This is a genomic window from Streptomyces aurantiacus, from assembly GCF_027107535.1.
Taxonomy (GTDB): domain Bacteria; phylum Actinomycetota; class Actinomycetes; order Streptomycetales; family Streptomycetaceae; genus Streptomyces.
Genome location: NZ_CP114283.1, coordinates 4315039 through 4329070, shown reverse-complemented (window position 1 = coordinate 4329070; position 14032 = coordinate 4315039). Strand labels below are relative to the sequence as shown.

Here is a 14032-nt window from a genome sequence, read left to right as displayed (position 1 = left end):
AGCCGCGCCCTGCTGCAGGCAGAACCCTCACTTCTGCTACTTGCCCGGCCCGCCCAATCCCTTCTTGGCGTTGCGACTCCGCCAGATGCCGATCCCCACCGAGGCACCGGTGATGAGGACGAGCATCACCGCGCCCGTGGGCCAGAAGCCGGCTTTCTCCTGTGCGGCGAGAAAGAGAAGTTCCACAGGTTCTCCCTTGGGTGTCTGTGTGCGATCAGGACCAGTCCCCACCACCGATCCCGGCTCCTCCGCATACCCGCCGAACCCGCCGCCCATTCGACGGGATACGGCACCTACGGAACAAATGCACTCCGCCAATACCCCTGCGCACGCTCGACACCTGCCTTCTCCGGACTACCGGGCGCCCCGTAATCAGGTGTCGGGACGATCAGCCCCCGGGGGGAAAGGTCCGGTATGGGGCCGGAGAACGGCTGCGTACGACGCGGGTGTTACTTTGCTTCCCGTGTTAGAACACCAGGACGAGACCAGGGCGGCCTACGACGGGGTCGTCGAGCTGTATGCGTCGATGTTTGCTAATGGGTTGGAGACGCAGCCGTTCGCGCGGAACATGATCGGCACCTTCGCCGAGCTCGTGCGTGGTACGGGGAATCGGCGGGCAGCCGACGTAGGGTGCGGACCCGGTCATTTGACGGCCATGCTGCACGACTTGGGGCTGGACGCCTTCGGGCTCGACATCTCCCCGGCCATGGTCGACCACGCCCGGCGGGCCCATCCGGCACTGCGGTTCGACGAAGCGCGGATGGAAGCCCTTCCGGTCGAGGACGGCGCCCTCGGCGGGGTGCTGGCCCACTATTCGATGATCCATACCCCGCCTGGGGAATTGCCCGCGCTGCTCGCTGAGCAGGTGCGTGTCCTGGCACCAGGGGGCCTGCTCCTGGTGTCCTTCTTCGGGACCGAAGGGCCAGAACCAGTCCGCTTCGACCACAAGGTGGCGCCCGCCTATAGCTGGCCGGCGGAGCAGTTTGCCGGGTTGCTGACTGGGGCCGGACTCGTCATGGCGGCTCGATTGCTCCACGATCCAGCGTCCGAGCGGGGCTTCCTGGACACCCACTTGTTGGCCCGCCGTCCGTAGAGCGTGGCCCGTGGCCTGGGCCGCGGTGGTATGGATCCTCCGCGTGGATGAAGCTCGTCCGAAGAGCCGTGTTTGTGTCGGCGGCAACTGAGCATCACGGGGGGGGTGACAACCGTCCAGGTCAGGTGCTGCCGATCCGTGGTCTGAGCCCTGAGAAGAGTCGCCGGGCCAACCGCGTCTTGGGACGCGGCGAGGGCATTCGCATACAACCGGCCCGGACAGTGGAGGCCAGGCAGATGCACTGCGACCACTTCACGGTCCGGGATCGCTCCCGGGCTTACGCGGGCGCCGTCCTCGCCCTGCTCCAAGCCCGCGTGTAATCCCGTGGGCCCGCGAAGTTGCGCCATCCCGCGGCGATTTCACCCGCAGACCGCGCTTGGGCCCAGGCTGATGCCCTCCAGGGGGCAGACTGGAGGGCATCAGTGGTGTGCTGGGATCAGATGGCGCCAATCTGCCAGGCGATCGCGCCGGTTGATCCCGTGGTGCCGTCGACGTCGAGGCATATCGGCTTGTGTACGGTGATCCGCTGGCGGACCACCGACTGATCGCAGGGAACCGTGGTGTCCGTGCCCGTGTCCGCCGGCGTGAAGGCCATCCGGGCGCTGCCTGCCCCGAAGCACGTCAGGGTGAGCAGGTAGGTCTTGCCATTCCTCAGGATGGGCTCGGTGTGGATGCCGTCGGTCACCCATTCCGCACCGGCCTCGACCAGCTTTCCGCTGCGGAGGTCGGCGAGAGCCGCCTGGGCCTGCTGGGTGAGGTCTTTCTCCGACACCTTCGAGCGAACTCGCCCGACTCACTGGCGAGTTCGCCGCGTTCCTGACCCCGGCCCCGGCCAACGACGACAAGCTCACCTGTGGATCGCCACAGTCCGCACCGCTGTCCTGCCCCACCTGCACAGCTTCCGCGACCGCACCGCCTGGATCGCCGGCCTCACCCTGCCCCCACCGCGACGGCCGGACCGAGGCCGTCAATACCCGAACGAAGAAGATCATGCGGCAGATACACGGCCGAGCAGGATTCGGCCTCCTCCTCCAAGAAGGAGAACGCACCCTCACCACCGACTACGGAACAGAGCCGAATGTCGTACAGTCCCCGCGCCCGTCGAGCTCGGCCTCGCACGACTGAAGTCCTGGCGGATTTTCCGCAGAGCCCGGTGCAGCCCGAACCGGATGTCGGCAATCGCCGCCGCCATCCTCCCCTGGAGTGGCAACGCTGAAAGAGTCACTGATCACGAACGATGCGTGACACTGAGCCACGGTGCCCTCTGCGACACCGGACTCCATGCTGCAGCAGTCACGTATCGCGAACATAACCAAGCCGGCATCGTCGAAGCGCACCTCGCCGACGTCCAGCCAGCAGATTCGGCCGAAGGTCTCAAGTCCAGTCCCCAGAGAGGAATCCTACGGGCGCCACCAGGCAAGACGTCGTCCTAACGGGCTGGGGTCGGCATGGTCGACGGCCGCCACTCTCGCCTGATCAACCCGAACACCCACGAGTCGGATACCTCGCCGTTCACGACGCAGTCTTCCCGCAACGTCCCTTCCCGCACGAATCCGAGCTTCTCCAGAACCCGGGCAGATGCAACATTGCGTGTATCAGCCTCGGCTTGAACTCGATTCAGTTCGAGTGTGTCGAATGCCCACTGCAGCAAGGCATGTGCGGCTTCCGTCGCGTAGCCCTGACCCCACATCGCCTCGTCGAGGATGTAACCCAACGACGCGCTGGCGTAGTTCGGGTTCCATGCGGTCAGCCCGCACCAGCCGGCGAATGCCCCGTCAGAAACACGGTCGATGGCCACTCGTGCCCCCGTGCCTTCGTCCGCCATCTTCCCGCACATCGCGATGAAGCGCTCAGCGCGAGCCCGTTCGTTCCACGGCGCGGAGTCCCAGTAGCGCATCACGTGGGTGTTGCTGTGCAGCGCGAAAAGGAGGTCCGCATCGGCGTCGGTGAAGGGGCGCAGTCGCAGGCGAGCTGTGTGCAGCACGGGAGTGGTCACAGTCATGCGCACCATCTTGCGCCCTCATGGGGCCGGCAGAACACCGAATATCCGCCCCGGGTCCTGCACCCCTGCAGAGGTAGGCCCAACTCCACCTTTCATTGCAGCTGTTCCGTGTGGTCTGAAAACGTGGAACCCCGTGATCACGTTCAGAAGGTCGTCTTCGCTTCAGCACCGCGCCAGGCGTCGGCGATCCATCCGGACATCAGGGGACGATCGCTCAGAGGGGCGACTTTGTAGTTGCCGTAGCTTCAAGCCCATGCCGTTTCGGCAGCATGCTGCACGGGTTCGGCGGGACATGTCCGCTTTCCCAACGGCTCGTTGGAGGCGATCGAGGCTGCACTTCTCTTCCCGTTCGGTCAAGACCTGGAAGTGGAGTTCGGCGCCGCGCCGGTCACGTTCCTTGTAACCCAGCTCACCAATGCACAGAAGATCGACGCGCCCGTAGCGGGCGATGGTCTTGTTCAGCTGCTCCTCATCAGCAACCTCGGCCATCTCGTTCACCAGTTTCGCGGCGAGCGCGTAGCGGACACGGTAGGCCTTCGTGGCAGCCTCGGTGCCCAGGGTGATGAGCCTATGGGACTGGCTGGTGCCCGAGTCGCCGATCAGGCAGAGCGGCTGGCTCTTCTTGATCCACTCGGAGCTGGCGATGGCGTTCGTGGTGGCCAGGTCGATCACGACACACTGCCCGGGGGCGGCTCGCGTGACGTGCGGCGCACAGCCGGGGGCCGGCGCACATGGCACACAGCCGAGAGCGGTACGCCAGCCGCCTGGCCGGGCGGTACGCGTGACGTACAGCCGGCCCTGAGATGTTTGTTGGGCATCTTTGGGCTCCACCGCGGGGCTCAGAAGTGGCTCCACTTCGTGAAAGTTGAGGCTTTGCCCGTCGAGGAGGGGACGGTGCAACGCGAGCCTGCGACGGGGCAGCCTCGAAAACCACGTGCTCCAGCCGCTGTGCTTTCCTACGCTTCCTGCAATGGAAAGCACCTGGACCGAGAACCTCGTCAACGTCGTGGACGTTGAAGCGACCTGTTGGGCGGGTTCCCAGCCGCCTGGCTCGGTCAGCGAGATCATCGAGGTCGGACTGACCGTCATCGACCTGGATGCCGGTGAGCGCCTCGCCCGACACCGGATTCTGGTGCGGCCCGTCCGGTCCACGGTCAGCGAGTTCTGCACGGAGCTGACCGGCCTCACCCAACACGAAGTCGACCAGGGAGTCAGTTTCGCCGAAGCGTGCCAACTGCTGGCGGTCGAGCACCGTGCAGGCACCCGACCGTGGGTCAGCTGGGGCGACTACGACCGCCATCAGTTCACCCGGCAGTGCCAGGCGACACGGACGCCCTACCCCTTCGGCCGCCACCACACCAACGCCAAGATGGTCTTCACCGAGGCACATGGTCTGCGCAAACGGCCCGGCATGGCACAGGCCCTGAAGATCGCCGGACGGCGGCTTGAAGGCCGTCACCACCGAGGCGAGGACGACGCCTGGAACATCGCGGCCCTCGTGCTCCACCTGTCCCAACAGGGCCCCTGGCCGGCCACGGTCGAACCCCCTGCTTGACGCACTCCGCCGATCCAGCAGCACCACTTGATCAAAGTGGGACCACATCACCTTGCTACGGGGCCGCGAATGCCATCCCCGCATGCCCCCGACGGCCCGCCCGCGGAACCACAAAGGCTCGGTGCACTGGAGCCCAGAGAAGCGCTTCCAAACAGGCGAGACCGACAACACCATGTTCTGACCGGCAGCGGCCGGCCACACCTTGCCTGCAGTGATGAAGGCAGCCGAGCATCCACGAGTGAGACGACCGGCTGTGCAGACGTGGGTCGCCGCTGGGGCACTTCGAATCCTGCTTCTTCCACGACATGGGCGACGAACTCGACAGCTGGCCGCCTGGATGACCAAGCGGACAGTGGATGGCTCCGCAGGGGGCGGACACCCGCTGACCAAAGGTGTTTGCGCAAACCGCGCAGACCACGCGAAACTCACGGCTCGCGACACTGCGTAGCTCAATTTGCTGTTGGCCATGGGCGCAGCGATGAGTTTTCCCGGCCCGGCAAGTCTCACCACCGTTGTCGACAACAAAGGAGGAGCACGTGGCTCAGCTACTGAGAGTCCAGAACTTCAACATCTCGAGTGACGGAATCGGTGCCGGTGAGGATCAGACCCTTGAGAGGCCGTTCGGCCATGTCGAGCCCGAGAGGCTGTTCGCCTGGGCCGGCGCCACAGCGAGCTGGCCCATGCGTACCGACCCCGGAGGAAGCCGGGGCCTGGACGACTACCTCACGCGGGACTACCCCCGCAACATCGGCGCCGAGATCATGGGCCGCAACAAGTTCGGGCCCCAGCGCGGCCCCTGGCAGGACCATGAGTGGCAGGGCTGGTGGGGGGACGAGCCCCCCTTCCGCACTCCGGTGTTCGTCATGACCCACCACAAGCGTCCTTCGTTCACGCTTTCCGACACCACGTTCCACTTCGTCGACGGTGACCCTGCCACGGTCCTTGAACAGGCCCGGGAAGCGGCGCAGGGTAAGGACGTCCGGCTCGGAGGTGGGGCCACCACCATCCGGCAGTTCCTCGACGCCGACCTCGTCGACACGATGCACGTGGCGGTCTCGCCGGTGAAGCTCGGGTCCGGAGTACGACTCTGGGACTCCCCCGATGAGCTGCTCGACCGGTTCCACCTGGAGGTGGTTCCCAGCCCGAGCGGTGTCACGCACCACCTGTTCTGGCGAAAGTGACCGGTCCTCAGGGCGGCCCCTGGCGCCGTTCTGCCTTCCAGGCCGCCCTGAGGTAGGCCTTCGGCGTAGTCGCGCGACGCCCGGTTTGTATTGGTCCGTCAGGTCAGCGACAAGGCCCGGAACATGACAGGCGCGACTTCCAAGATCAAGGAGTTCTCGACGCCCGGTGATCCGAGTGGAAGACCGTGCCTGCCGACGCACCATCGCTGATCCCGCCTGCCCTTGACCAGCTCCATGAGCACCCCGCCGTCGTATCCGAGGAGGCCCCGAGCCTTCTGGAGCGGTCGGCCGAGGTACCGGACCCACGTGATCCACGCGGGGTACACCACCGCCTGGCCATCGTCCTCGCACTCACCGCGTGTGCGGTGCCGACCGGGGCAGCCTCGCTGCCGGCGGTCGGCGGTCGGCGGTCGGCGGTCGGCGAGTGGAACGCCGACGCTCCGGCTCATGTGCTGGAACAGGTCGGCGCCCGCCCCGATCCGCTGCCGCCCAGGCGGGTCCTGCCCGCCGAGACAACGGGGTGCCCACTACATCGTGATCCTCAAGGGCAACCAGAAGGGGCTGCGCAGGCAGCTCAAGTGCCGTCCGTGGAAGGGCATCCCGCTTCAGGGCCGCACCAAGGCTGTCGGCGCCGCTCGGAGATCCGCCGGATCAAGGTCGCCTCCGTGAACAGCCTCTTCCTCCCCGGCGCCCCGCCAGGCCGTCCAGATCAAAAGCAGCCACAGCGACCGCAAGACCGGCAGAGCCACGAGCACGACCCTTTACGCAGTCGTCGGCCTGACCGCCGGGCAGTCCACCCCGGCCCGGCTAGCCCGACTCGTCCGCGACCACTGGCAGATCGATGCCCTGCACCACGCCCGCGACACCACCTTCGCCGAGGACGCCTCACAGCTGCGGGCCGGCAACGCGCCCCGCGCGATGGCCACTTGTCGCGACCTCGCCATCGGAGTCCTCCGGACAGCCGGAGCTAAGAACCTCGTGGCCGCCCTCCGCAACAACTCCCGCGCCCCCGTCGCCCCCTCGCACTCCTCGTCCTCGGATGGGCACAAACCCGGTGACACACAACTACGCCGAAGCCCTGGGCTCGAGCACTTCTTGATCCCTCACCGCCATAAGGCCGTCTCCAAGGCATCGAGCTGGAGATCGGTGCGCATGTGTGTGGCGAGCTGCCATCCGACGGGTTTCCGGGAGTACACGTCCAGGACGAAGGCGACGTAGGCCCAGGCCGACCAGGTGCGGATGTTAGCCGCGGGCTTCTTCCAGCAGACCTGCCGCATGTGCGGTCCGCTGGTACAACACGTAGCGCCCGTCTCTGACCTTGGTGACGAGGCGTGCGCGGTGCAGTGCACTGAGGTGGTAGGAGACGGTGCCCGGTGTGCATCCGATCCGGGAGGCGAGTTCCGTGGTGGACCGGGGGGTTTCGAGGTCCGCCAGCAAGGCCGCACGGGCGTTGCCGACCACTTGCGTGATCGTTCCGGACCTGCGGCCCCTGCCGACTCCGATCCGCTGGGCGGGGTAGTAGAGGACGAACTGTCCGGGGGTGTCGACCTGGATGATGACGTCGGGCCGGTTGAGCACGCCGGGGGCGAGGACCAGGTCCCGGCCGGTGGCATCTATGTCGCCGTCCCACGACTTGGCGAGGGTGACCGCGTCGCCTGCCCAATCCATGTCGGGGTGAAGTGCTCCGAGCGCCCGGCCGACGCCGTGGGTGGCGATGGTCGTCGCGCGGTGGGCGATGTCCTGATCGATGATCGAGCGCAGTTCGGGCCAGCCCTCAGAAAGGGCATCCCGCCAGAACCGGGCGAGACCGTTGGCGAGATGCCGCTGCATCCGCCCCGACTCCGCGATCCGGCGGGTTGTGGCCAGCAGCGGCCTGTTCCAGTGGGTCCGGGTGTAGGTGAAGACCTGCGTTTCGAGGACGTCCTGCGTTGCGGCCTCGATCTGCGCGATCTGCTCGTCGAGCAGGTCACGACGCTGCGCGTTCGTCCCTGGCTGAGGGGTGAGCAGGTCAGGTGTGTAGGTGTCGCCGTTCAGCGGCAACAGGTCCGCAAGCAGGGCAACGTCCGGATGGGCAAGTGACGCGCGGGCGAGTGGTCCGGGATCTCCGAACACCGGGTGCCGTCCCGACGCGGCAGTGAGTTTCAACCACGCCATGGACTCCGACGCGGGGGAAGGGGCCAACCGCACCCTGGACACTGTGTCGGCGTCTACACGCAGAGTGAGCACCGCCCCGACGGTAGCAGTCGTCGCGATGGATTTGAACTGACTCGAATGCTTTCCGGCGCGAGGTCCACGCGTGGTTGAGTCGTGGTGCCGAACAACGGCAGCAACGTTCACTGCCCGAACTGAGGCGGTCGCCTCCGCACGACGTGAGGTTGTCCACCCGAAACCCGAAGAACCTGGGAGTAGTTGTCATGGTGAGATTGCAGGACACCTCGAAGGTGAAGAGCCGCACGAGGACGGTCGGCGCGGCCGGCATGCGAGTTGTGCGAACGAGCGCAGGTTCGATCGTCGCCGTCACTGCCGTTCTCGGATTGAGTCTGGCAACCGCCGGCCCCGCCGCAGCTGCGGATGCCGACCCCGCCGCGGTTACGGATGCCGGCACCTGGCGTGCTTACGGCAACACGAATCCGATTACCTCCAGCACCGCCACATGGCGGTGTGCCGGCAGCAAGACGGTCGACACCTCTGTGCTCGCGCAGGTCTGTGCGATCAGGTCGTCAACCGGGGGCAGCGTGCAGGCGGCAGTGATCGTACGCAACAACCGATCCAGCCTCTACAGTGCACTAGCAGACGTGCACCTGTATACCGTCAACCCTGCGACACGCCTGGGCTCTTGGGAGTGCGCGTCATCGGGGGTCGGGGCGAACTCGTGGTCAGTATGCTTCGGGAGATCCCTCAGCAAGCCCAGCTCGGTGAAGGTGAACTCGGCAGGGCACCTCAACTTTGTTGGACTCGGCCAGTCACCGAACGTCTGAACCGGAGCCCGCCGGGGGGCGTGAATCCGGCCAGGGCGGCTTTACGGAAGATGCGCCACCATCCTTCCTGCAGGTTGAGCCAGCACGCGCCGGTGGGTGTAGAGGCCGATGATCCGTGTCCTTTTGGGACGAAGTCGGGATCCTTCGAGCGTGTCCAGGACCGGGTGCGGCGCCAGCGCACGCCTTCGGCGAGCAGGATGCGCCTCACCTGCGAGCGGCCCACGTCGATCCCTGCGAATCGCGCTGCCGCGGCCAGGGAGTCCAGAATCCACTGGGCCGGCCCGGACTCATCGAAGGCCCACAGCTCCCCGACCGGCTTTCCGCCCACCGGGGCCGTGACGGCTTCGCGGACCCGCCCGTCCCGTGGCCGGTCCTGCACGCCCCCTGCTGGCGCGAAAGTGGGCAGTACACGGAGTCGCGGCGGTGTTCGTGGGCGGCGGCGTGTGGGGGCCGACGGTCAGGCGGTGCGTCGCGGCAGCGAGAGGCGAGGGCGGGTCACAGCCGTGTGGCCGTGCGGATCAGCCCGGCGAGGGCGAGGGAGCGGCTGTGCGCGGGCCAGGCGATGTGGGTGACGACGGGGGGTGCATCGGCCAGGGGGACTGCGGTGTGCTCGGCCCACAGCCAGGCGCGGGCGGAGTCGGGGAAGACGGCCATGGTGCGTCCGAGAGCGATCAGCTGGGCCAGCTGTGTCTGGTCGTGGATCTCAGGGCCCGGGCCGGGTGGGTACGTGCCGTGGCGGGACCAGCGGGCCAGCGGAAGACCGGGGATGTCGGTGACGTCGGCCAGGGACAGAGTCCTCTGCGCGGCGAGGGGGTGCCCGGCGGGCAGGATCGCGACCTGCCCCTCGGTCATCAGTTCCTCGCTGTCGAATCCGGCGAGGGAGTTGAACGGTTTGTGCATGAGTGCCACATCGGCGCGGCCATCGCGCAGCATCTTTTCCTGTTCACACGTGCCGCTCGGCAGCACCTCGATCTCGGCGGCGTCGGGCTCGGCCGCGTAGGCATCGAGGAGCTTGTGCAGCAGCTCGTGCGACGCGCCCGCCTTCACCGCCAGCACCAGGCGGTTGCGAGGGCCGCCCGGACTGTCGGCGCCACCGGCGCGACGGGTGCGGCGGGCGGCGGCGGTGGTCGCGTCGAGGGCTGCGCGGCCCTCGTGCAGCAGTACTTCCCCGGCGCCGGTGAGGGAGACGCCGCGGCGGTCCCGTTGCAACAGGGAGACGCCGAGGCGCCGTTCGAGCTGCTGGATCGCCCGGGACAGTGGTGGCTGGGCCATGCCGAGGCGTTCGGCGGCGCGACCGAAGTGCAGTTCTTCAGCGACGGCCGTGAAGTACCTCAGCTCGCGGGTCTCCAAGGTGTCCACGGCTACAACCTACCTCGGTGATACCTGTCGGGTATGACAGGGCACTGTATCGGTGTTGGATGCGCCGCCTGTGTGCGAGCGAGCATCGACGGCATGAGCAACAGCACGAACACATCCACCGCGTCACTTTCCGGCGGCACCTGGACCCTGGGCGATCTGACCGTCACTCGCTTCGGCTACGGCGCCATGCAGCTCGCCGGCCCCGGAGTCATGGGCCCCCCTGCCGACCGCGAGGGCGCGCTCGCCGTCCTGCGCGAGGCCGCCGGCCTCGGGATCAGCCATATCGACACCGCCGGTGCCTACGGACCGCGTGTCACCAACCAGTTGATCCGTGAAGCGCTGCACCCCTATTCCGAATCGCTGCACATCGTGACCAAGGTCGGCGCGGTCCGCGATCAGCAGGGCGGCTGGCCCACCGCCCGGCAGCCCGAGGACCTGCGCCGCGCCGTCCACGAGAACCTTGAGGACCTCGGACTCGATTCGCTGGACGTGGTCAACCTCCGGCTCGGCGACGCTCAGGGTCTCCAGCCCGGCTCGCTCGCCGAGCCCTTCGAGGCCCTCGTCGAACTCCAGCAGCAGGGCCTGATCAGGCACCTCGGAGTGAGTAACGCGACGGCGGAGCAGGTCGCCGAGGCGCAGGCGATCGCGCCGATCGTGTGCGTGCAGAACATGTACAACCTCGCCCACCGGCAGGACGACGAGCTGATCGACGAACTCGCAGGCCAGGGCATCGCCTACGTGCCCTTCTTCCCGCTCGGAGGCTTCACCCCACTGCAGTCCACAACGCTTTCCGCCGTGGCCACCCGGCTGGATTCGACGCCGATGGCGGTCGCCCTGGCCTGGCTGCTGCGGCGGTCGCCGAACATCCTGCTCATTCCCGGCACCTCGTCGGTGGCGCACCTGCGGGAGAACGTCGCCGGCACAAGGCTCTCGCTCACCGACGAGGAACTTGCAGAGCTCGAGAAGATCGGCCAGTAGGAGGAAGCCAGCCAGGCCCCCCGTTCTCTCGGCCGCCGAGCTCCCAGTCCTCGACCAGGCGCACGGTGCGTTCGGGGTGTTCCTCGTGCAGGTAGTGACCGCTGTCGGGCCAGTGGTCGACGCGGGAACCGGGGACGCGCAGAGTGTCGCGTTCCCAGGCTGCCGCCTCCGCCGAGGTCCACACGGTGAGCGCGGGCTGCGCACGGTGGCGCAGGTACGCCTCGCTGTGTGGGCGGACGCCGACCGCGCCGGGGTCGGCGTACATGCTGGCATACGCCTGGGCGATGACGTGGTTCGGCGTGCCGAGCATGGTGCGGAGGTGGGCGGTACGCAGTCCCGCCGGAGCACCCGCCGAGAAGGCACCGGCGACGAAGTCGGCCGCGGCGCGTGCCCCGTGTTCCCGGTACTCCTCGAGCCGGGCCGGAACTCCCTCCGCTTCCGTGCCGTGCGCGCCGTGCGCCGGATCGAGCGCGACGACCGAGCGGACCAACTCCGGATGCCGTACGGCCAGCAGGTTGACGATCTGGCCGCCCATGGAGTGACCCACGGCAGTCGTCGGCCCGGTGCCCAGGTGGCGGAGCAGCGCGGCGAGGTCGTCGGCCATTTCCCCCATGGTGTTGCCTTCCTCGGGTACTTCAGAGCGGCCGTGCCCGCGCAGGTCGGGGACGATCACGCGGAACCGGTCGGCCAGCGCCTCGGCATGCGCGGACCACTCCCGGCCGTCTCCGCCCCAGCCGTGCACCAGGAGCAGCGGGGCCGTCCGGTCGGACCCGAGAGCGGTGCAGAAGAGCTGCACTCGGTCCAGGTCGATCATCGTCATGGTGGGCCGTCCTGGAAGGTCCGGTAGGTGGTGTAGGCGAGTCCGCGTGGAGACCGGTCACGCCGTGGAACGCTGAGCGGCCTGCCTGCCGTACGGCGTCTCGAATCCCACCTCACCATGGAGAAGATCAAGGCAGACAGCTGACCGGCAGGATCCGGGGGGACTGGGCGTGACCGGCCCCGTCGACGGATACGGCTTCCGGCATCACCCTGGCAGCCCTTCCGGAACCCGACCCCTGTGCGGCAGTTGCCCTGCGAATGCGCCATCATCGCGCCCAGCCTCATCGGGACCGCCCTGGGTCCTGCGCCTGAGGGCCGTGGATGCCCCCGGCGGAGTTCAGTTCGGCGCTCAGTGGCCGGGTGGGATTCGGTCCTGCGGCCCGTCAACCTCCTCAGCCATACCGCCTTCCACCTGCGCCCTCTCGGCCACAGCCGGGTCGGCCGAGTCCGAGACCAGCTCCGCGATGCGCAGAGTGCACTCCCACTCCGTCAGCTTGCCTTTGATCACCACCAGGTATGACTCCTGATCGGCCAAGCGGTACACGCGGCGCCGCTTCTCGACAATATTCTTGCTCGGCAAGTACGTGTGGAGGACGGCACGGAGCTCCTCCAGCGCCTGGTCCTTCGTTTCCCGCCCACGACAGATGAACTCGGTGTACAACTCACCGTTGAAGTACTGCGCGATCACAGCCCAGTTGCCCATGCCCACTCCCCCTCGGCGTCGCCGCCAGTCACCCACAGCTCAGCCGCCGGGACAAGAGCGATACAGACCGAAGGGCGGCCGCCTCACCGTAGTGGAGCGGACGAGCGGCTGACCGCCGCCGGACGGGACGAACCAAAGCGTCGCCCTGGACAGGTCGGCCACACTCGGGGCACGCTACTGCGACGCCAACGTCGGCCGGTTCAGCCAGTCCGACCCCGCCGGCCTCGCAGCCAACCCGTACCCGTACGTCTCCGGCGACCGCACCGACATCGACCCCACCGGTCTGTTCGGCTGGGGCGATACCCGACCGGGCCGCGTCGAGGTCAGGTCAGGTCAGGGACGGCAGCACGTCCGAAGCCACGGTGTCGAGGATCGCCTCGTCACCCGCGAACGGGCCCGACTCCCTCGGCCACGGCGCCAGAACGTCGGTGAAGCCGAGCTCGTCCGCCCGACCGAGGAAGTCGCGGTAGCACTCGACACTCGAAAGCGAGAAGACCGGCGCTGCGTCGGTCTGGAGGAACCGGCGGACCGTGGCGGGATCGCGGGATTCGGCGGCCAACGCCTCGTCGAACCGGGCCGACACCTCGGCCAACGAGCGCCACCAGCCGGCCAACGAGTCGTGGTCGGTACCCAGGGTGACCCACCCCTCGCCGTGCTTTGCAGCCAGGGCCAGCGCCTTCGGCCCGTTGGCAGCCAGCACGAACGGCGTGCGCGGTCGCTGCACGCAACCCGGCGCGTTCCGTGCGTCCACGGCCGTGTAGTACTCGCCGGAGTAGTCGACCCGGTCCTTGGTGAGCAGGGCGTCCAGCAGCTCGACGAACTCCCGGTACCGGCGGAACGGGCTGGCGGCCTTCGTGGCGCCCCCGAACACCTCCACGTCGTAGCCGCCCACCCCGCCCGCGCCGATGCCGACCGTGCAGCGGCCGTCGGACAGGTCGTCCACCGCGAGCACGTCCCTGGCGAACGACAGCGGGTGGCGGAAGTTCGGCGACGCGACCATGAAGCCCAACTCGATCCGCGAGGTCACCGTCGCCGCCGCGCCCAATGTCGGCACGGCGCCCAACCAGGTGTGGTCGACGAGCGGACCCCAGCCCAGGTGGTCGAACGTCCACGCGTGGGCGAACCCGTACGCCTCCGCTGCCTGCCACCGTGGCTTCGCCTCGGCCCAACGGTACTCCGGCAAGATCGTGATCCCGGCCCGCACGACACCCCCATCTACGATCATCGGTCACGTCATTCGAACAGAGCTGGCGTTCGCGGTCAAACACTTAACAAGGTGATCGAACGGTCGGTCAGTCGAGGTTCACGCGCGCCCGACGATCTTCCTCATGTCGGCCACGGCGATCTCGAGCGCGCGAGCGGGG

12 protein-coding genes and 4 pseudogenes are annotated in these 14032 nt (G+C 67.7%); 6 read left to right on the top strand and 10 right to left on the bottom strand.

The window, feature by feature from the left end; all coding sequences use genetic code 11:
* Nucleotides 1–36: 36 nt before the first annotated feature.
* Nucleotides 37–186: a hypothetical protein gene (locus O1Q96_RS21025; RefSeq protein WP_269249678.1), complete on the bottom strand. Its 150-nt coding sequence runs from the start codon at nt 184–186 to the stop codon at nt 37–39.
* 277 nt (nt 187–463) lie between these two features.
* Between O1Q96_RS21025 and O1Q96_RS21020 the strand changes: the two genes are divergently transcribed.
* Nucleotides 464–1093, top strand: coding sequence for a class I SAM-dependent methyltransferase (locus tag O1Q96_RS21020; RefSeq protein ID WP_269249677.1), 630 nt, complete (start codon nt 464–466; stop codon nt 1091–1093).
* A 436-nt stretch (nt 1094–1529) separates the two neighbouring features.
* Here the strand turns inward: O1Q96_RS21020 and O1Q96_RS21015 are convergent, their stop codons facing one another.
* The gene (locus tag O1Q96_RS21015) at nt 1530–1865 is read right to left on the bottom strand and encodes a hypothetical protein (protein ID WP_269249676.1); all 336 of its coding nucleotides are present in this window, start codon (nt 1863–1865) and stop codon (nt 1530–1532) included.
* 2 nt (nt 1866–1867) lie between these two features.
* Between O1Q96_RS21015 and O1Q96_RS21010 the strand changes: the two are divergent.
* Nucleotides 1868–2122: pseudogene (locus O1Q96_RS21010) on the top strand (ISL3 family transposase); the annotation flags it as partial.
* A 62-nt stretch (nt 2123–2184) separates the two neighbouring features.
* A pseudogene (locus tag O1Q96_RS21005) lies at nt 2185–2289 on the top strand (IS5/IS1182 family transposase); the annotation flags it as partial.
* Between the two features lie 233 nt (nt 2290–2522).
* Here the strand turns inward: O1Q96_RS21005 and O1Q96_RS21000 are convergent.
* On the bottom strand, nt 2523–3095 hold the full coding sequence (locus O1Q96_RS21000) for a GNAT family N-acetyltransferase (protein WP_269249675.1): 573 nt from the start codon (nt 3093–3095) through the stop codon (nt 2523–2525).
* A 302-nt stretch (nt 3096–3397) separates the two neighbouring features.
* Nucleotides 3398–3764, bottom strand: a pseudogene (locus O1Q96_RS20995) (ATP-binding protein); the annotation flags it as partial.
* A 301-nt stretch (nt 3765–4065) separates the two neighbouring features.
* Here O1Q96_RS20995 and O1Q96_RS20990 point away from each other — a divergent pair.
* Both O1Q96_RS20990 and O1Q96_RS20985 read left to right on the top strand, forming a co-directional pair.
* Nucleotides 4066–4650, top strand: a complete 585-nt coding sequence (locus tag O1Q96_RS20990; protein WP_269249674.1) for a 3'-5' exonuclease — start codon at nt 4066–4068, stop codon at nt 4648–4650.
* A gap of 536 nt (nt 4651–5186) precedes the next feature.
* Complete coding sequence (locus O1Q96_RS20985; RefSeq protein ID WP_269249673.1) at nt 5187–5831, top strand: dihydrofolate reductase family protein; 645 nt, start codon at nt 5187–5189, stop codon at nt 5829–5831.
* Between the two features lie 1109 nt (nt 5832–6940).
* On the opposite strand, the pseudogene O1Q96_RS20975 reads toward O1Q96_RS20985, so the two are convergent.
* The 3 genes and pseudogenes from O1Q96_RS20975 to O1Q96_RS20965 all read right to left on the bottom strand — a co-directional run.
* Nucleotides 6941–7069: pseudogene (locus O1Q96_RS20975) on the bottom strand (DDE-type integrase/transposase/recombinase); the annotation flags it as partial.
* A 4-nt stretch (nt 7070–7073) separates the two neighbouring features.
* On the bottom strand, nt 7074–7976 hold the full coding sequence (locus tag O1Q96_RS20970) for a helix-turn-helix domain-containing protein (protein WP_269249671.1): 903 nt from the start codon (nt 7974–7976) through the stop codon (nt 7074–7076).
* A gap of 1328 nt (nt 7977–9304) precedes the next feature.
* Nucleotides 9305–10168: a LysR family transcriptional regulator gene (locus O1Q96_RS20965; RefSeq protein ID WP_269249670.1), complete on the bottom strand. Its 864-nt coding sequence runs from the start codon at nt 10166–10168 to the stop codon at nt 9305–9307.
* 93 nt (nt 10169–10261) lie between these two features.
* Between O1Q96_RS20965 and O1Q96_RS20960 the strand changes: the two genes are divergently transcribed.
* A complete protein-coding gene (locus tag O1Q96_RS20960) occupies nt 10262–11146 on the top strand; it encodes an aldo/keto reductase family oxidoreductase (protein WP_269249669.1) in 885 nt (294 codons plus the stop codon).
* Here the strand turns inward: O1Q96_RS20960 and O1Q96_RS20955 are convergent.
* The 3 genes from O1Q96_RS20955 to O1Q96_RS20945 all read right to left on the bottom strand — a co-directional run bounded on the left by O1Q96_RS20955 (nt 11103) and on the right by O1Q96_RS20945 (nt 13893).
* Nucleotides 11103–11966 carry an alpha/beta fold hydrolase gene (locus tag O1Q96_RS20955; protein ID WP_269249668.1) on the bottom strand — a complete coding sequence of 288 codons (864 nt, stop codon included), beginning with the start codon at nt 11964–11966 and terminating at the stop codon, nt 11103–11105. The genes O1Q96_RS20960 and O1Q96_RS20955 overlap by 44 nt on opposite strands.
* Nucleotides 11967–12314: 348 nt before the next feature.
* Nucleotides 12315–12668 carry a hypothetical protein gene (locus O1Q96_RS20950; RefSeq protein ID WP_269249667.1) on the bottom strand — a complete coding sequence of 118 codons (354 nt, stop codon included), beginning with the start codon at nt 12666–12668 and terminating at the stop codon, nt 12315–12317.
* Between the two features lie 328 nt (nt 12669–12996).
* Nucleotides 12997–13893 carry an LLM class flavin-dependent oxidoreductase gene (locus tag O1Q96_RS20945; RefSeq protein ID WP_269249666.1) on the bottom strand — a complete coding sequence of 299 codons (897 nt, stop codon included), beginning with the start codon at nt 13891–13893 and terminating at the stop codon, nt 12997–12999.
* Nucleotides 13894–14032: the final 139 nt, after the last annotated feature.